Here is a 16626-nt window from a genome sequence, read left to right as displayed (position 1 = left end):
TAAATAAATTTTAACATAAAATCAAATAAATTTATTTAAGTTTATTTACAGAAAAATAAAAATAGCTAAAACAAATGAATAATTTATGCAATATTTCCTAAATATTGTATAAATTATTTGTAAATTAGCTATTTAAAAAAATCCAATTTAATTTTATTCATTGAAAAATTTATTAAAATTGATGAAAATCTACATTCAAATCACTTAACAAAAAAGTATAGTTTACATCTTTTCTTTCAACATGAATTTTTGTTTTTTCTCTTAATTTTTTATTATTGTATAATCTTTCTATAAGTTCATAGCTTGGATTTATAGCATGAGCATTTCCAACTTTTTCAAACATAGAAAAATCTCCATTAGTATCTCCATAAGCATGTGAATTTTCTAAGTCTATATTATATTTTTCTGTCAAAAAATCAATTGATTTTTTCTTATTTTTGCTATCCCACATTGGCAATATTTTGCCTGTAAATTTATCTTTATCATCAAAAATATATTTTGTTGCGATAGTATGGTCAGCTCCATAAATTTTTGCAAAATCTCTAACCAAAAAATCTGGAGAACCTGAAATCACAAATATTTTATATCCCATTTTTTTGTGATATTCTAAGGCATTTTTTGTCACTCTATAAATTTTACTTTTATTATTTTCAATTACTTTTTTTGCGTATATATTAATAGTAAGCTTATCAATTCCTTTTAAATTTTGTTGATAAAGCAATGATGCTTTATCAAGGTAATCTTCATAAGGACCTTTTCTATCTTCATATTTTTGATATAAGGGTTTCACATTTTCTTCCCAATTTTCCTTATCTAAAATTCCATCTTTAGTCATCAAAAAATAATGTTCTATTAATAATGAATTTCTAAATAAGGTTCCATCTATATCAAAAAATGCCGCCTTATTTTTTTGCATTTTTTTTCACCTTTTTTTGCTGATTGCTATCTTCTTTTACACCATTAACCAAATCGATTATAATTGCAGAAAAAATTCCTATAAAGGCATTTGATAGTAAAATCACTCCTATCCAAGCCAAATTAAGTCCTATTGCTGTTGTTAAATTTACAAAAGCTATAATTCCAATAGCCAATCCAACAATTCCTATTATAAAAGATGGGTAAAATTTTACAATTTTATCGTCATTATTTTTGCTTATAAAATATGTCAACCCTATTATCACTAATGCTAAGATTGGCAAAACAATAAGCTTTGATATATTATTTGCTACTAAAGTTATTAAACCTGCCATATTTATTCCTTTTTTAAATCTATTCTATTAAATTTTATTTTTTTATCATATTCTAAAATTACAAATCCAGCCTTATTATCTCTTGGAAGAGTCGGAGAACCTGGATTTAGTAAATATAAGTTAAAATCTTTTAAATATTCAAAAAAATAAGTGTGAGTGTGACCAAAAATTACAATATTACAATCATAATCTAGGGCTTTTTGAAGAAGCTTTTCTTTAGAAAAATAAACTCCTTCTTTGTGGCCATGAACTAACAAGATATTATTATCTCCTAGAGGTACTATTTGTTCAAATGGATTTTTATAATCTCCATAATCATTATTCCCCTTAACTGTTATATAATTTATACCAGTGATTTTTGAAATATTATAAGCATCACTGGTATAATCTCCAGCGTGTATCATAAAATCTACATGATTTTTTTTAATATAATTTACTATAGAATGATAATCTCCATGAGTATCACTTGTTACCAATATCCTCATTAAATTCTTCTTTCAACAAAAATTTTTTGAATTTTTCTAAAGCCAAGGACCTATGACTGTATAAATTTTTTTCTTCATCAGTCATTTGACCAAAAGTTTTATCCAATTCTTTAACTTTAAAAATTTGATCATAGCCAAAGTCCTTATCGCCATATTCTTTTTTGCTTATTTCTCCGTTTATTTGACCATCAAAATAATAATCTTTTCCTTTATCATCTATAAAGCAAACTGTAGTTTTAAAATAAGCATCTCTATTGTCACAATTTTTTAATTCATCTAATAGTTTATCCCTATTGTCTTTATATGTTGGATTATCTCCGGCATATCTATGAGAATAAACACCTGGTCTTAAATCTAGTGATTTTACAAATAAACCTGTATCATCTGCAAGTGTTGGTACTTTTAAAATATCATATAAAGTTTTTGCTTTTTTATAAGCATTTTCTTTTAATGTTTCTCCATCTTCCTCAACTTCAAAATTATCTACATTATAATCTTTAGTTGTATATATTTTTATATTCTCCCCTAAAATTTCTTTAATTTCTCTAACCTTATCTTTGTTAGATGTTGCTAATACTATCTTCATATTCACCTCTTAATAAATCTTATCAAATATTTTAAAGTCAAGTCAATTTTTTGTTTTATTAATGTATGATTATATTATTATCGCTGAATAATTTCTCCCATTTTTCAGCATACGAACCCAAACCTTGTTCAAACATAATAATATCTGTTGAATTTGATAGTTGAATTGAAAATTTAGGATTTGGATCTATTAGTCCACTTCTTACATTATAAAATAAAATTTCATCTGGAGTTTGTACAGCAACATATTGTCCATTAACTAGCTCAAAATAATCTTTGGCATGACTGTTAATATTTTTTATCATATCAACTGTTATGTCCTTTTTATTTTGTTCTAAAAGCTCTTCTGTTATTGCCATATCTATAGGAAATGATTTTTGTTCTAAATTTTCATCCTTTTTCATTTGATAAGAAGATTCCAACTGCCACAAACCAAAATTTCTTATAAAACCAAAATTTGTAAAATCGTAAGATATTTTATTATCATCAAGAGAGCCTACATTTTGACTAATTTGATCATAAACAACATTTTTAAATATGTCCTTGCTCTTACTTTCTCCTGTAAATTCTTTAATTGTAAGAAAAGAATCATTTGATAACTGGTCAGTTTTTAACATAGCGTATTTATTTATTGGAAGTTTATCAGAAACTAAGTTGTAGTCAAAAGAAATATAATCTTCATCTACATAATTGATTTTTAAATCAATATCACTGTTTTCAAACTTATACTTATCCTTATTTTTTTTATCATTCATCTTGTTTTCTAATTTTATTGGATAAGCTAAAATATTATCGTATTTTTTATTTTTAGTATTTATTTCACATTTTAAACGCCAAAATTCTTCTTTTAAAGGGAAAAATATATGCTCGGCTTTTTCAATTCTCGCCATTTTATTTGGCTCAAGTCTTATACAATAAGTATAGTAATAATAATTTGGACTTGATGTATTATTATCTACTCTTTCCCTTACGCCAATTAATACGCTTGTATCTTCTTCTACTTTTTCTCCAGTTTTTGTAGTAGTTCTCTCTTTTGACGCTCTCTTTGCATATTTTTTTATAACATTTCTTTTTACAGATTTATCTATTTTCTTTAAAAAAACTGCACAATCTTCTTGAATATAAAAGATAGTATCTTTGTCCAAAACAACAAAATCTCTAGAATACAATTGTCCTTGATTTGCTGATAAGATTTTTACATATAATTTTGATGATAAATCTAAATCTAAGGACCTACTTTCTAAATAGGATTTTAAATTTACATATTTTGTAGAAAATTTTGGTGGATAAGCATAATCATCATTTAAAGCTACTAAATTTTTATCAATATATAATTTGTCATTTATTTTTACATTTGATAAATCAGTTGCACCTGGTGCCTTTTTTATTTCGCTTACTTGCCATGTTCCTTTTAAAATTGGATCTTCTACTTTTGGAGCTTCAATTAATTCTGTTACATCTTCAGGTCTTCCAAAACTACAAGCAGTTAAAACAAAAAGAAATATTAATAGTATTAATTTTTTAAATTTTTTCATACTTTAGCCCTCGGTAAAACTACAATGACAGAAGTCCCAACTGTATATTTACTTTTTATTACAAGTTTTCCATCATGAGCTTTTACTATTTCCTCACAAATAGATAAGCCCAATCCAGTTTGGCTTTTTGATGAAGAACCTTTGAAAAATTTACTAGAAACAAAAGAAATTTCATCTTCTTTAATTCCTTCTCCATCATCTTTAACTTCAATATTTACATTTTCATCTTCTTTACTTATAAAAATATCAATATGTCCATCTTTTGGAGTAAATTTCATGGCATTGTCAATGATATTTATAAAGACTTCTTTCATTCTATTTTTATCACAATTAACAATAATTTCTTCGTAAGCAGTTTTAAAATCAAAATTTATTTTTTCATTTAAACTTCTAGGATAAATTTGTTGATAAACTTCTTTTGCAATCTCAACAATATTAAGATCTTCTTTTTCATATTGAAAAGATGTGGAAGATAATCTTGAAAAATTAAGAAGATCTTCTACCATAAGCGACAATCTTTCTCCCTCATTTTCAATTATAGTTAATCCTTGATTTAGCATATCTTCATTTTTTTGAATTTCTTTTGCTTGTAAAGTTATTGCCCAACCTTTAATAGAGGTAAGTGGAGTTCTAAGCTCATGTGAAACAGAAGATATAAATTCATTTTTCATATCTTCTCTTTTAACTATATTTTCACTCATATAATTAAGAGTTTGCCCTAGTTCGGAAATTTCATTTTTTCCATCTTCACTGGCTTTTACTTTAAAATCTCCCTGAGCTAATTTTTCTCCTACCTTTGTCAAATTTTTAATTGGTACAATCCATCTTTTTGATGCATAAAAAGAAACCACCAGCGCAAAAAGAAAAATTGTAAAGCCAAAAAATAAAAATATAATCATTTGATTATTTACATTTTCTTTTACTTTTGCAGTAGAAGAAATTAGCCTTATAATACCAATTTGTTTTTGATTATCGCTTAATGGATATGAAAGAGTTATAACTTCTTCTCCTGTTTTTTTATTGATTATTTTTTGGTAAGAATATTCCCCTTTATTTGCATTGATGACATCAGTAGATTTTATTTTTGTGCCAATTTTTGAAGAGCCAAGTGAATCAAATAAAACATTGGAAGAATTATCTAAGATTTGAACTTGACTAACATTATTTCTATAAAAAGAATTTTTATCTCCAATTACAATTTCTGAAAGATCATATCTAGACAAATAATTTGAATATAAAACTTGATTATATTTTGCTTGATTAAGCATAGCTCCAACAAGTGCAGATTCATAATAATTAGTAATTGACCTATATGAAAAAATTTCAAATCCTACAACAACTAAAGTTACAAAAATCATTATTATTTTCATAATACTAAAAATTATGCTATTAAAATTTATTTTAAATAATGATTTTTTCTTTTTTTCTATCTCCATCTATAACCTGTTCCCCAAACTGTTTCTATATACTCGGGTCTTGCTGGATTTTCTTCAATTTTTGCTCTAATTCTTCTTATATTTACATCTACGATTTTTGTATCTGTGCTATAATTATCGCCCCAAGTATCTTTCATTATTTCCATTCTACTCATTGCCTTACCTTTATTTAAAATAAAGTTTTTTAATATTGTAAACTCAGTTGGTGTAACATCAATTTCTATATTATTTTTATAAAAATTTCTAGCATACAAATCTAATTTGAATACACCATCTTCAAGAACATTTTCATTTTTTTCTTCTTTTTCTACATCAATAAATTTAACTCTTCTCATCAAAGATTTAACTCTTAAAATTAGCTCTTGAGGATTAAATGGTTTTATAATGTAATCATCACACCCTCTTTCAAGTCCTAAAATTTTATCAATATCTTGACTTTTTGCAGATACCATAATTATGCCGACTTTTGGATATTTTTTTCTTATACTATCGCAAACTTCATATCCACTAATTCCTGGTAGCATTATATCTAAAATACAAACCAAAGGTTCTTCTTCATCTGCTAATCTCAATGCTTCTTCTCCACTACCAGCCTCAATAATATTAAATCCTGCATACTCAAGATTTATTTTCATAAATTGTCTGATATGTTCTTCGTCATCGCAAATTAAAATTTTATCACTCATTTTTTAACCTTTCCATTGCAATTCTTCCTGCACCAATAACACCAGCTTCATTTAAAAATTTAGCTGATTTGATTTCAATTTTATCAGATAAATGGCAATATTTTTTGAAATTTTCCAAAACGTCATTCCACCAAAAATCTTTAGAATTTATTACTCCACCACCAACAATTATTAATTGAGGATCAAAAATATTTCTCAAACTTGTTAAAAACCAAGCCAAATCGCTTGTAAATCTTTCAATAACTTTTTTTGCATTTTCATCATCATTAGCAAGTTTAAATATTTCTTCCCCATTTAATTCATTTCTTGTTAATTCTTCATAATGTCTTACAATAGCGGTTCCAGAACAATAACTTTCTGCGCAACCACTTTGTCCACATGTACAATATTCTCCATCAGGATGTAAAATTATATGTCCAAGCTCTGCTCCTTGAAAATTACTTCCAGATAATAATCCCATTTTTTCATTATAAACAGCTCCGCCAAGTCCTGTTCCAATTGTAATCATAACTATATCATTATAACCTTTACCGGCTCCTAGCCATTTTTCACAAACCAAAGCTATATTTGCATCATTTTCTACAAATACAGGAAGTCCTGATATTGTTTCAAGTTCTTTTTTTAAATTAAGACCTGTCCAACCATCTATGTTTCCTGCAAAAGTAACTATTCCATTTTCTGAATCTATAAAACCAGGTGTTCCAACACCAATAGCTTCAATTTCATCAGTTTTTAAAAACTCTATAATTTTTGAAATATTTTCTAAAACTTTATCTTTTCCTTCTCTAGCACAAGTTTCAAGTCTATAAGTTTTTAAAATTTCTCCATTTTCATCAATTACAGCACCTTGGATTTTTGTTCCACCTATATCAAGTCCTATTGTTTTAGTCATTATCTTCTCCTATAAATTCTCTTAGTATTGAGTGATCGTCAATTATTTTTGTATTTCCAATTTCTACAAAATATGACAAAATATTTTCAAGCCTATCAACCATATAATAATATTTAGAATTCTTTGAAACTTGTTTGAAACATTCTATGGCGTATTTTTTTAATGCATTATATTCATATATAAGTGATGAATCAACATAAAAATCTGCCCTATTTTGATAAGGGAAAATATATTTTTGCTCTCCTAATTTTACCTTATCCCAAGATTTTAAAGTTTCTAAAGTATCATATCCTCTGTACTTGTTATCTCTAACTATTCTTCTTATAAGTCTTGTTTCAGTTGATGAAATTCTATTTGTTGAGTCTATATTTATACCTGTTAAAACTGAAACGTAAATTTTGTATTTATTTTTTTCTGGTATATAGTCAGTTAGTTTTGGATTTAGAGCATGAATTCCTTCTATTATCAAAATCGTATTATCTTTCATTTTTATTTTTTTATTTGATAAGGTTCTAATTCCTTTTATAAAATTAAATGAAGGTAAAATAACTTCTTTGCCCTCTAAAAGATCTAATAAATCTTCATTTAAACTATGTAGATCTATGGCATCAATACTTTCAAAATCCTTATTTCCATTTTCATCTAAGGGCGTTTTATTTCTATCTACAAAATAATCATCAGTTGAAATTACATATGCATCTTTTCCCAATACCGCAAGTTGAATTGCTAATTTTTTTGCAGTAGTTGTCTTTCCTGATGAGGAAGGCCCTGCAAGCATAACTATATTCATATTATTTGCAATAATATCTTTGGCACATTTATTTAACTGATTATTATAATATGTTTCATTAACATTAACCAAGCTTTCAATTTTATCGTTTATTACTAATTCATTTAAATCGCTTGCAAAATTAATCCCCAATAGATTTGTCCATCTTTTTGATCTTTCATATATTTTTGGTATATTAATTTGCTCTTTAAAATCTAATAATTTTGAATTTTCAGATTTTTTATAATTTATTAAAATTCCTGGATGATAATAAATTATATCAAAATCTTCTATCCAAGATGATTTTGGGCATAAATAATTAGTAAAAAAATAAAATTTATCTTTTACGTCGTATATATTTATTTCATTTAAATCTAAGCTATTTAATAAATTGTACTTATCTAAGTCATCATTTTCTTTAAAGATTTTAAGAGCTTCATATTTTTTGTAAGTTTTTTTAACAATTGGAAAATCTTCTTTTATTAGATTTTCCATCTCTTTTTTTATTTTTTCTATATCTTTATGTAAGATTTTAAAATTTTCAACAGATAAGTATAAGCAATTATTTACAGAATATTCTATATTAACTCTTTTATTTTTATAAATTTTTTCTAATGCAAGCATACAAATCAAAGCTATGGTAGATTCATAGGATAAATTTGCTATGTGAGTATATTTTTTTATTAAATCTATTTTGTCATCTTGAAAAATTTTATAATTAAGATCTACAATTTTACCTTTCACATTTGCTAAAACATAATCTTTAAAATTATTTGGGTATTTTTCTTTTATAATTTCATATAAAAATTTTTTATTTGTTTTTAAAAACTCATCATTTAATAAGATTTCCATAGAAGACTTCCTCTTTTAGGTCATTAATTTTTCCTACTTGTCTTGAAATAAATATTTTTTTATCTAGATATGATAAATCTTCAATAAAATCAAATTCTAATTTGTAGGCTAATAGAGCTTGATTTTTAAGATTTATTTTTTTATAATCTATATTTGATTTACTATATTTTCTATCGCCGATTATTGGTGTAGAATTTTTGCTTAATGAATATCTAATTTGATGGGTTTTTCCAGTAATAAGCTTACACTCTAGTAAAGTAAAATTATTTTTTGTTTCTAGAGGATGAAATTTTGTAATAATCCTTTTTCCATCTTCTTTTTCTTTTACCATGTTTTTATTTTCATTTTTTGAAATTCTAGTATCAATTTCAAAATCTTTATGAATTTCTCCTTCAACTATAGTAAGGTAATATTTATTTATCTTTCCTTGACGAATTGCTTTGTTAAGACTTCTAAGTGCTTTTGCATTTTTTGCTCCAATAATAAGCCCTGCAGTATTTCTATCAAGTCTATTTACTATACTTGGTTTAAAGGTTAAATCTCTACTGTTTACCTTGTTTGTTTTATATAAATATGAAGTCATCTGATCTACTATATTATTTCCATAATCATTTTTATTGGCAGCATGAGATAAAACTCCAGATTTTTTGTCGATTATAATAATATTTTCATCTTCATATATTATATCAAGGTCAAAATCACTAGCTTTGAATTCTTTTCTTCTAACCCATTTTTTATAATCTTCATCTTTAATATACATTGTAATAATATCGCCATTTTTGACGAAATCATCTTTTTTTGCTCTTTTATCATTTATTTTAAAATTTTTCTTTCTAATATTTTTTTGAATAAGTGACAAGGGAGCATTTTGTAAATATTTTCTTAAAAATCTGTCAAATCTTTGATTTGCATCATTTTCATTAATTTTAACTTCTATCATATTAATATGATTTATTAACATAAGAATCAATCATGGATATTTTTGCTTCATCCAAAAAACATTCTTTCTCTTTTAATTTTTGAAGAAGATTTTTATTTTTTGAATGTAATATCAACTTATCAAAATCTTTTAGATATATCTCAAATATTTCACCTGTTAATCTTTTTGATTTTAATTTTATGAAATAAGCTTCTGTGTCCTTATAATCTATCAATTCAAGCAATTTTTCTGTTGCCAAATCTTTTAAATAATAATAATTTTCCCTATTGTTTATTTCTTGTTGATATTTTTTCTTTTTTTTAGAAATAAAAGTAAGAGCCATTTGATTAGATCTTTTTGCCATTATATTGTAATACTGATAATTATATACAGCTTCTAAAACAGAAGAAATATTTGAAAATGGTTTTAAATCGAGCTTTACCAAATACCTATAATTTAATTCTAAAAATTCATCTTTACCAATTTTTTGATTAGTTAATAAATCAATGCTTTCCTTTCTCCATTTATTGAAAGATTCTAATTTTTTTACTTCATCTAACATAATATCAAAAAACCGTCTCTTAGAGACGGCTTAAATTTAATCTAATAATTTTGTTTCGTGAATTTCTGCATCAAGAGATTCAGGTATATCACTTGACTTACAATCTAGGCCAAGATAAACATCTACATTACATTCATTTGAAAGTTTAGTTAAGTCATCTGAAAGTTTCTCAATATTTTCACTATTAATATCAATTATATCGTAGATACCATCAATATAAATTTTTCCAATATCATAATCTCTTGCTAATATTCCAGCTATAAATCCTCTAAAAGATTCTACAGAATCTATAAAAAAGTTTGAGGCATCAATTAGTCTTACAGAATGGTCTAGTGAATAAATTTGTTCATTATCACTATCAACAAATACTATATTTGTGTTTCCTTTACCTTTTTCATCATTAGCTTGGTCTATTAGCCATTTTGTTTTTCCACTTCCTGATGGTCCTAATACTAAATAAATCATTTCATCTCTCCCTTTAATTTTTTATATTCTTTTTGGCAAGTCATATCGCCTTGAAAAATATTATTTTCGTTCATATAATCTATAATTTCATCTCTAATCATCCACCATGAACAGTTCCAATTACAAAAAACAGAATCTTCTTTAGGTGCTCTTCCTACAAGTCTTTGTATTGCTATATCCTTATTAATATATCTCAAAAACAAAATAACATTTTTTTGATAATCTTCTTTTGAGGGCATTTTAAACTCATTGTCTTGATACATCTTTTCAAGTTTTGTATTTTTTATTACAAACAAGGAATGAATTTTAACCTCTTTTACTCTAAGTACATTAATAATCCTAGCAGTTTCAATTATATCTTCATCATCATCCCAAGGAAGTGATAAGATAACATGAGTACAAATCCTAAATCCATATTCATTTATCATATTGCAAGCTTTTATAAAGTCAGCTAAATCTTCACATCTATTAAGAATCTTTAGGGTTTTATAATTTGCAGTTTGTAAACCCAATTCTATGATTATATCAATTCCAGTTTTTTTTGAAAAATCACTTAAAAAATCTAATTTTTTATAAGTTATACAATCACTTCTAGTTGATATTGATATAGCTACAATATATTCTTTGTTGCAAGCTTCAATAATATTTTTGAATTTTTCGAACTCTACATAAGTATTTGAAAAGTTTTGAAAATAAGCTATGAACTTTTTTGCTTTATATCTACTACCTATATAATTTTTATTTATCTCTAATTGCCTATCGACTGTCAAAAATGAAGGTAAATTTTCAAAACTTCCCCCACTTTCAGAGCAAAAAATACATCCTTTTGTACTTTTTTCTCCATCCCTGTTTGGACAAGATAAAGATAATTTTACAGGTAGTTTATATACCTTTTGTCCATATTCTAATTTGTAATATTCTGATATAGGAAAATATGGTAAATCCCTATTCATTTAAATCACTATCTTCTAAATCACTTTCGTATTCACTTACAATCTCATCAATTGTATCGTAATCCCAATAATGTGAAAATAAATGATATATTTCATCAAGTTTATCTTCATCTTCTAATGAATTTAATTTGATTTCTCCGCTTTCTTCATCCTCTAATTCATACAAGAGAATAATAAGTTCGCTATTTTCAGAATCAACTAAGGCTATATAATCAACGCCATCTACAGAAAATATATCAATTAAATAACATTGAATAGGATTCTCATCCAATTGCAATTCAATTATTGCTTTTCCTTCATTTTTTTCAAACTCAATTTCATGATTGTGAATTTCTAATTTTTTTGCCATCTTCACTCCAAATTTTTATTTAATTTAAGTAAAACTTCCTTAATTAAAGAAAAAGTTTTTAAAATATCTTTAAAATCACAAGCAGAATTCATCATATCCACTTGTTTATATTTTACCCCAATTGATATCATATTAACATTAAATTTATAAAAAATCAGGTTGCAGTCTAAAGAATATTGTGTTTTTATTATCTCTAAATTGCTCTTATATAAATAATCATAGGTATCTTTAAATATAAGAGCCAGATCATTTTCTTTATTTTGCCATGATGGAATTGATAACCTATTTGTAAATTCTCCCCCATTAATATCACTAGCAAGCTTAGTTTGTTCTAACATTCTGCTTAAACTTTCCTCAGATAAGGATCTAAAAATCATAACAGCATTTAATTTATAACTTGAAGTTCTTACTTTTGTTAAAACAGAAGAAGAGATTGTAGTTTTTGTATTACTATCTACAGCAAATGTTCCATTTAATGATAATTCAACGAAAGAAGCTATGTGATTGTATGATTCTTGAGTCATTGGATAAAATTTTAATTTATCTATTTTTTTTATTTCAAATTTTAAATTTGGTTCAATTTTTAAATTTGCAGTTAAATATTCGCTTTCAAATAAATAAAATACATCTAATAAATCATTTTCGAATTCATTTTTACAAACTAAGTCTACAAAACAATAAGATGGTGTTTTGTCGTGCTTGCCTCCGCCTTCAATATTAATTACATCTAAATCAACTTTTGATTTTATTTTTCTAATAAAAGTCATCAACATTTTTATTGTGTTTTTGAAAACATTGTTGAAATCATTCGAAAAATTATCGCCAGCTATATTTTTAAGACTTATTCTATAAATTAAATTATTTTCTAAGAAACTTTCTTCGTCAATTTCTTTCCTATTTATAGGAATTCCAACTGTACTAATCGTATGTGAAGCAAAACTTTCTGCTATGCAATCAGATTCATTTAAATTTAAATTAATAATATTTTTTGATCTTATAACGGATCTTAAAACAGAAAAATCTTTATTATAATCATTTATATAATTATTTGTTAATAAAATATCAAAATTATTTATACCTTCTTCCAAAAGCATTGTTATCGATAAAATCCCGCTTATTTCAGTTGGATTCAAATTTGTTTCAAATGAAAAATCTTCATCTTCCTTAAATTTAATGAAAGAAGATTGGTTTATTTTATCACTAATATTTAGGTGTAAAACAGCTTTCGAATTTTCATTTTTTATATAATAACAATCATTTATTAAAAGTATAACTAATTTTTTTTCCTTAGCTTTTGACAAAACAAATTTTATAAGCGATTTCTTATCATCGATTACTTTAATATATTCACTTAAATCTTTTGCTATTGCCCTTAGCTTATTGGAATAATTCGACTTTTCCATAAAATTTCCTTCTTAGTAATATTTTTTAACATCTACCTTTTCTTTGATTTTTCTTGTTTTTTCTAAATATTTTTCTTGTCTTTTTATCATCAAAAGTGTATCGTGAATTCTATCTTTAATTTCATCAAATTCTGGTAAATACTCATCATGTGTATGGTCTAATTTTATTATATGATAACCAAATTGTGTCTTTACTGGTTTTGAAATTTCTCCCTCTCCTAGTTTATCAAGGGCTTCTTCAAATTCTTTAACCATAGCTCCTTTTGGAAATTCTCCCAAATCTCCATTTTTTGAGCCATTATCTTTTGAATATTTATTAGCAGCATCTTCAAAACTTAAACCATCATTTATTTCATTTAAAATATTTTTGGCACTTTCTTCATCGTCTACTAAAATATGGCTTGCTCTGTAAGATTTTGGTTTTTTTACTACTTCTTTATTGTTATCATAATAATTTTTAATTTCTTCGTCGCTTACTTCTATGCTTTCAAATAATTTGTGCATAGAATAATTTTTTAGCATATTTTCCTTTGTTATTTCTAACTCTTTAGTAAATTCTTCATCTTCATCTAGTTTGTTTTCTAATGCATCTATATACATCAATTCCTGATTAACTAACTCGTCTGTAATTTGATGAATTCCTTGTGGATTCAAAAATTGTTGTCCGCCTTGCATTTGTGTAATAAAGCTTACAACATCTTTTTGACTAATTTTTTTACCATTTACTTCTGCTAATATATCATTATTTTTTTCTGTCATTTTACCTCTCCAATAATTGTATTTTTTTAGGATAAATCTTAATATATTTATCTTTATAAAGTCTACCTATAGCTCTTTTATAGGCAGATTTTGAAAATCCAAATATTTTATAAATCTTATCAGGAGATGACTTATCTCCCAAATTTAAGAAACCATTATTTTCTTCCAAATAATCTAATATTTTTTGACAATCATCATCTATTTCAAGATAAGATCTTTTTCTATTAGATAATTCAATTTTACCATCTTCTCTTACTTCTTTGACTCTTAATTTTAAAAGTTCTCCCTCAATATGAACTCCATTTAATTCTTTAATTCTTATTAACGAGTCAAATTGATTATTAATCGCAATGAAAGCTCCTATATGTTTATTTATAGAATAAATTCTTCCTTCAACAATATCATTTTCTTTAAAATTATGGTCAAACGATAACATATCCCTAATTTTACTTGTTAAAATAGGCATATTTTGATCATCTATGATAAGTCCAACTGGATAAGTCATATCTTTAATAACCTTATATGTTTTCTCACTAGCTGGCATTAATAATTTTATTTTATCTTGGTATAAAAAATATGCTCCATTTTTTTTGACATCTATACACTTTAAACTATATATTTTTCCACTTTGAATATCAAGATTTATGCTTGCTCTTAAAGTATTATTCTTATCAAAATAAATATATGTCTTTATTTCATCGCCTTGTTTGTATTCTTTTACTTCATTTTTGTCAATTACAGCATCGCCATACTTTGTTTGTATGTATGCCTTATTTTTATTAAATCTTTTTATTTTTAAATTTTTAATTTAAATCACTCCCATTTATTCAAAAACTTGATATGTAAATCCTTCTCCTAGCACTTCTGATATAGCATGAGTAAAAACAAATGCGTTTTTGTCAATTTTTAATATATCATCTCTTATAGGTATGTATTTTCTAAAAGGAACTACAGTTAATATTATATTTCTTTCTTTATGAGAGAAACCTCCCTCTGCTTTGTAAAGGCTTACTCCTCTTCTATATTTACCCAAAATCATTTTATTAATTTCATCACTATAATCACTAATAACAGTAATGGCAATTTTTCTTCCTAATCCTTGTATGAAATAATTAAAACCAAATGATTGAATAATAACAGATAAAACCGCATACAAAGCAGTTTCTACTCCAAATTCTTTGACTGCCATCAAAACTACAAGAGAGTCGATCATAAATAAAGATTTTGCTACTGTCACATTAAAATATTTGTTTATGATTGCAGCAATTATATCAGTTCCTCCAGAAGATGCATCATTAAAAAAAATACAACTTAAAGAATAAGATACAATACCTGCACCAAAGAATACGTTTATTATCAAATCATCAGTTAAAATTGTTTGTGGAAAATATCTTTCAAAAAACATTATAGCCAAGGAAATAATTGATGCAGACAAGACTGTCTTTTTCCCAAAATCTTTTCCCATAAGTAAAAAAGCCATAATAAATAAAATTATATTTAAAATTAAATACCATTGTCCAACCGTGAAAAAATTAAAAAGTTTTGCCATAATTAAAGAAATTCCAGTAACACCACCTGGTGCAATATTATGTTGAACTAAAAAAAAATATAAGCCGAATGCTAATAATATTGAATTAAATCCAATATTAAAAACTTTTTTAAATTTTTTTACCATACTATCTTTCCCTTTTGTAAATATTTATATAAATTTTATCATATTTTTTAATTTTCTACAATAAATCAAAATTTGATTTTAATTTACAAAAAATAAAAGGCTAAAAAAATTTACTTTCTTAGCCTCTTTATAAAATTTATTTTGCCCATGTAGGAATGATTTCTGAAAAATTATCATACATATTTAAAATCGCTTCAATTTCTTGCTCATTTAAATATGGTTCTTTTTTATCTCTAATATCAACCAAAGATTCTAGAATATAATAAACTTGGTAGAAACTTAATAGCCTATAAAATTTTCTTGAAATCACTTCATCGTTATGATAAGAATCAAGAACTCCTTTGGCAAATTCAGGATATTTTATAGCAATTTTATTTATATTTACAAAATCACTAACTCCATCTCCAATTTTAATTTCTTTTAAGCCTCTAATATCAATTTCTCCATCATCAAATATCCTAATATTTTTTTCACTTATATTTTGATACAAAGAATTAAAGGCAGTATTTTTGCATATATATTTATTTGAGGTCAAATAATCAATCAAAATATAATCGTTATTATCATTAATCTTATTCAACCCATGCCTATAAAGTAAGAAATTGACTTTTGTATCTACATTTTTATACCAATCAAATCCATCATACTCATCAATTTTTTTGATATGAATATTTTTTAGAATTTTACCAAATTTTATACCAATATTATATATTTCATCTTTTTTAAGCTTATCTAAATAATCTCCCAAGGAAATTTCATCCCTGTACTCAAATATTTTGTAAGATTTGTTAATATCTGGCATTATTCCTATTTCAAATAAATCCAAAGTATCTAATAAATCTATACTTTTTAGATAATTATTAATAATTTCTTCTTTTTTTAATTTATCAAAATCATCCATTGAATACAAACCCAAAACATAAGATTTTTCATTTGAAATCACTCTAATTTTATTAGATGAAATGTCTTCAATTGAAGATATATTTTTAATTTTATCTGTAAAAAATTTGGTTCTTTTAATAATATCTAGAGATTTATCATTCATTTTTTT

19 protein-coding genes and 1 pseudogene are annotated in these 16626 nt (G+C 25.0%); all 20 read right to left on the bottom strand.

What is annotated here, in order from left to right:
- Positions 1–172: 172 nt before the first annotated feature.
- The 20 genes and pseudogenes from HMPREF2782_RS01570 to HMPREF2782_RS01480 all read right to left on the bottom strand — a co-directional run bounded on the left by HMPREF2782_RS01570 (position 173) and on the right by HMPREF2782_RS01480 (position 16620).
- Entirely contained in the window at positions 173–916 is a 744-nt protein-coding gene (locus HMPREF2782_RS01570; RefSeq protein ID WP_070640407.1) for an HAD family hydrolase, read from the bottom strand.
- On the bottom strand, positions 903–1250 hold the full coding sequence (locus tag HMPREF2782_RS01565; protein WP_070640405.1) for a hypothetical protein: 348 nt from the start codon (positions 1248–1250) through the stop codon (positions 903–905). The genes HMPREF2782_RS01570 and HMPREF2782_RS01565 overlap by 14 nt, the downstream gene beginning before the upstream one ends.
- A 2-nt stretch (positions 1251–1252) precedes the next feature.
- Complete coding sequence (locus HMPREF2782_RS01560; RefSeq protein ID WP_070640403.1) at positions 1253–1735, bottom strand: metallophosphoesterase family protein; 483 nt, start codon at positions 1733–1735, stop codon at positions 1253–1255.
- Positions 1713–2321 (bottom strand): RdgB/HAM1 family non-canonical purine NTP pyrophosphatase, encoded by a 609-nt coding sequence (gene rdgB / locus HMPREF2782_RS01555; RefSeq protein ID WP_070640401.1) that lies wholly within the window; start codon positions 2319–2321, stop codon positions 1713–1715. Before rdgB ends, HMPREF2782_RS01560 begins: the two co-directional genes overlap by 23 nt.
- 58 nt (positions 2322–2379) lie before the next feature.
- Positions 2380–3855 carry a hypothetical protein gene (locus HMPREF2782_RS01550; protein ID WP_070640399.1) on the bottom strand — a complete coding sequence of 492 codons (1476 nt, stop codon included), beginning with the start codon at positions 3853–3855 and terminating at the stop codon, positions 2380–2382.
- Complete coding sequence (locus HMPREF2782_RS01545) at positions 3852–5291, bottom strand: sensor histidine kinase (RefSeq protein ID WP_070640397.1); 1440 nt, start codon at positions 5289–5291, stop codon at positions 3852–3854. Before HMPREF2782_RS01545 ends, HMPREF2782_RS01550 begins: the two co-directional genes overlap by 4 nt.
- The gene (locus HMPREF2782_RS01540; RefSeq protein ID WP_070605428.1) at positions 5282–5977 is read right to left on the bottom strand and encodes a response regulator; all 696 of its coding nucleotides are present in this window, start codon (positions 5975–5977) and stop codon (positions 5282–5284) included. Before HMPREF2782_RS01540 ends, HMPREF2782_RS01545 begins: the two co-directional genes overlap by 10 nt.
- Positions 5970–6869 (bottom strand): ROK family protein, encoded by a 900-nt coding sequence (locus HMPREF2782_RS01535; protein WP_070640395.1) that lies wholly within the window; start codon positions 6867–6869, stop codon positions 5970–5972. The genes HMPREF2782_RS01540 and HMPREF2782_RS01535 overlap by 8 nt, the downstream gene beginning before the upstream one ends.
- A complete protein-coding gene (locus HMPREF2782_RS01530; protein WP_070640392.1) occupies positions 6862–8490 on the bottom strand; it encodes a nucleoside kinase in 1629 nt (542 codons plus the stop codon). Before HMPREF2782_RS01530 ends, HMPREF2782_RS01535 begins: the two co-directional genes overlap by 8 nt.
- Positions 8471–9451: an RluA family pseudouridine synthase gene (locus HMPREF2782_RS01525; protein ID WP_070640390.1), complete on the bottom strand. Its 981-nt coding sequence runs from the start codon at positions 9449–9451 to the stop codon at positions 8471–8473. The genes HMPREF2782_RS01530 and HMPREF2782_RS01525 overlap by 20 nt, the downstream gene beginning before the upstream one ends.
- Complete coding sequence (locus tag HMPREF2782_RS01520; protein WP_070605416.1) at positions 9432–9971, bottom strand: DUF6648 family protein; 540 nt, start codon at positions 9969–9971, stop codon at positions 9432–9434. Before HMPREF2782_RS01520 ends, HMPREF2782_RS01525 begins: the two co-directional genes overlap by 20 nt.
- Positions 9972–10007: 36 nt before the next feature.
- Complete coding sequence (locus tag HMPREF2782_RS01515; RefSeq protein ID WP_004838749.1) at positions 10008–10436, bottom strand: hypothetical protein; 429 nt, start codon at positions 10434–10436, stop codon at positions 10008–10010.
- Positions 10433–11389: a tRNA modification radical SAM protein MnmL/YtqA gene (locus HMPREF2782_RS01510; RefSeq protein WP_070605414.1), complete on the bottom strand. Its 957-nt coding sequence runs from the start codon at positions 11387–11389 to the stop codon at positions 10433–10435. The genes HMPREF2782_RS01515 and HMPREF2782_RS01510 overlap by 4 nt, the downstream gene beginning before the upstream one ends.
- Entirely contained in the window at positions 11382–11738 is a 357-nt protein-coding gene (locus HMPREF2782_RS01505) for a DUF1292 domain-containing protein (RefSeq protein WP_070640386.1), read from the bottom strand. The genes HMPREF2782_RS01510 and HMPREF2782_RS01505 overlap by 8 nt, the downstream gene beginning before the upstream one ends.
- 2 nt (positions 11739–11740) lie before the next feature.
- Positions 11741–13141 carry a zinc-binding metallopeptidase family protein gene (locus HMPREF2782_RS01500; RefSeq protein WP_070640383.1) on the bottom strand — a complete coding sequence of 467 codons (1401 nt, stop codon included), beginning with the start codon at positions 13139–13141 and terminating at the stop codon, positions 11741–11743.
- 12 nt (positions 13142–13153) lie between these two features.
- A complete protein-coding gene (locus HMPREF2782_RS01495) occupies positions 13154–13900 on the bottom strand; it encodes a peptidyl-prolyl cis-trans isomerase (RefSeq protein WP_070640381.1) in 747 nt (248 codons plus the stop codon).
- A gap of 1 nt (position 13901) precedes the next feature.
- Positions 13902–14444 carry a S1 RNA-binding domain-containing protein gene (locus HMPREF2782_RS01490; protein WP_070640379.1) on the bottom strand — a complete coding sequence of 181 codons (543 nt, stop codon included), beginning with the start codon at positions 14442–14444 and terminating at the stop codon, positions 13902–13904.
- A 111-nt stretch (positions 14445–14555) separates the two neighbouring features.
- A pseudogene (locus HMPREF2782_RS09635) lies at positions 14556–14693 on the bottom strand (RNA-binding protein); the annotation flags it as partial.
- A gap of 30 nt (positions 14694–14723) precedes the next feature.
- Positions 14724–15575 (bottom strand): YitT family protein, encoded by an 852-nt coding sequence (locus HMPREF2782_RS01485; RefSeq protein WP_070640378.1) that lies wholly within the window; start codon positions 15573–15575, stop codon positions 14724–14726.
- Between the two features lie 136 nt (positions 15576–15711).
- Positions 15712–16620, bottom strand: coding sequence for a kanamycin kinase (locus tag HMPREF2782_RS01480; RefSeq protein ID WP_229028441.1), 909 nt, complete (start codon positions 16618–16620; stop codon positions 15712–15714).
- Positions 16621–16626: the final 6 nt, after the last annotated feature.

The organism is Anaerococcus sp. HMSC068A02 (genome assembly GCF_001811125.1).
GTDB lineage: Bacteria > Bacillota > Clostridia > Tissierellales > Peptoniphilaceae > Anaerococcus > Anaerococcus vaginalis_C.
Note: the sequence above shows the minus strand (reverse complement) of the source record. Positions and strands in the feature narration are given on the sequence as shown.

What these genes read in the sequence shown, in the direction of transcription:
- HMPREF2782_RS01570 (WP_070640407.1), bottom strand. Translation starts at nt 916, where the DNA reads ATGCAAAAAAATAAGGCGGCATTTTTTGATATAGATGGAACCTTATTT.
- HMPREF2782_RS01565 (WP_070640405.1), bottom strand. Translation starts at nt 1,250, where the DNA reads ATGGCAGGTTTAATAACTTTAGTAGCAAATAATATATCAAAGCTTATT.
- HMPREF2782_RS01560 (WP_070640403.1), bottom strand. Translation starts at nt 1,735, where the DNA reads ATGAGGATATTGGTAACAAGTGATACTCATGGAGATTATCATTCTATA.
- rdgB (WP_070640401.1), bottom strand. Translation starts at nt 2,321, where the DNA reads ATGAAGATAGTATTAGCAACATCTAACAAAGATAAGGTTAGAGAAATT.
- HMPREF2782_RS01550 (WP_070640399.1), bottom strand. Translation starts at nt 3,855, where the DNA reads ATGAAAAAATTTAAAAAATTAATACTATTAATATTTCTTTTTGTTTTA.
- HMPREF2782_RS01545 (WP_070640397.1), bottom strand. Translation starts at nt 5,291, where the DNA reads ATGGAGATAGAAAAAAAGAAAAAATCATTATTTAAAATAAATTTTAAT.
- HMPREF2782_RS01540 (WP_070605428.1), bottom strand. Translation starts at nt 5,977, where the DNA reads ATGAGTGATAAAATTTTAATTTGCGATGACGAAGAACATATCAGACAA.
- HMPREF2782_RS01535 (WP_070640395.1), bottom strand. Translation starts at nt 6,869, where the DNA reads ATGACTAAAACAATAGGACTTGATATAGGTGGAACAAAAATCCAAGGT.
- HMPREF2782_RS01530 (WP_070640392.1), bottom strand. Translation starts at nt 8,490, where the DNA reads ATGGAAATCTTATTAAATGATGAGTTTTTAAAAACAAATAAAAAATTT.
- HMPREF2782_RS01525 (WP_070640390.1), bottom strand. Translation starts at nt 9,451, where the DNA reads ATGTTAATAAATCATATTAATATGATAGAAGTTAAAATTAATGAAAAT.
- HMPREF2782_RS01520 (WP_070605416.1), bottom strand. Translation starts at nt 9,971, where the DNA reads ATGTTAGATGAAGTAAAAAAATTAGAATCTTTCAATAAATGGAGAAAG.
- HMPREF2782_RS01515 (WP_004838749.1), bottom strand. Translation starts at nt 10,436, where the DNA reads ATGATTTATTTAGTATTAGGACCATCAGGAAGTGGAAAAACAAAATGG.
- HMPREF2782_RS01510 (WP_070605414.1), bottom strand. Translation starts at nt 11,389, where the DNA reads ATGAATAGGGATTTACCATATTTTCCTATATCAGAATATTACAAATTA.
- HMPREF2782_RS01505 (WP_070640386.1), bottom strand. Translation starts at nt 11,738, where the DNA reads ATGGCAAAAAAATTAGAAATTCACAATCATGAAATTGAGTTTGAAAAA.
- HMPREF2782_RS01500 (WP_070640383.1), bottom strand. Translation starts at nt 13,141, where the DNA reads ATGGAAAAGTCGAATTATTCCAATAAGCTAAGGGCAATAGCAAAAGAT.
- HMPREF2782_RS01495 (WP_070640381.1), bottom strand. Translation starts at nt 13,900, where the DNA reads ATGACAGAAAAAAATAATGATATATTAGCAGAAGTAAATGGTAAAAAA.
- HMPREF2782_RS01490 (WP_070640379.1), bottom strand. Translation starts at nt 14,444, where the DNA reads ATGCCAGCTAGTGAGAAAACATATAAGGTTATTAAAGATATGACTTAT.
- HMPREF2782_RS01485 (WP_070640378.1), bottom strand. Translation starts at nt 15,575, where the DNA reads ATGGTAAAAAAATTTAAAAAAGTTTTTAATATTGGATTTAATTCAATA.
- HMPREF2782_RS01480 (WP_229028441.1), bottom strand. Translation starts at nt 16,620, where the DNA reads ATGAATGATAAATCTCTAGATATTATTAAAAGAACCAAATTTTTTACA.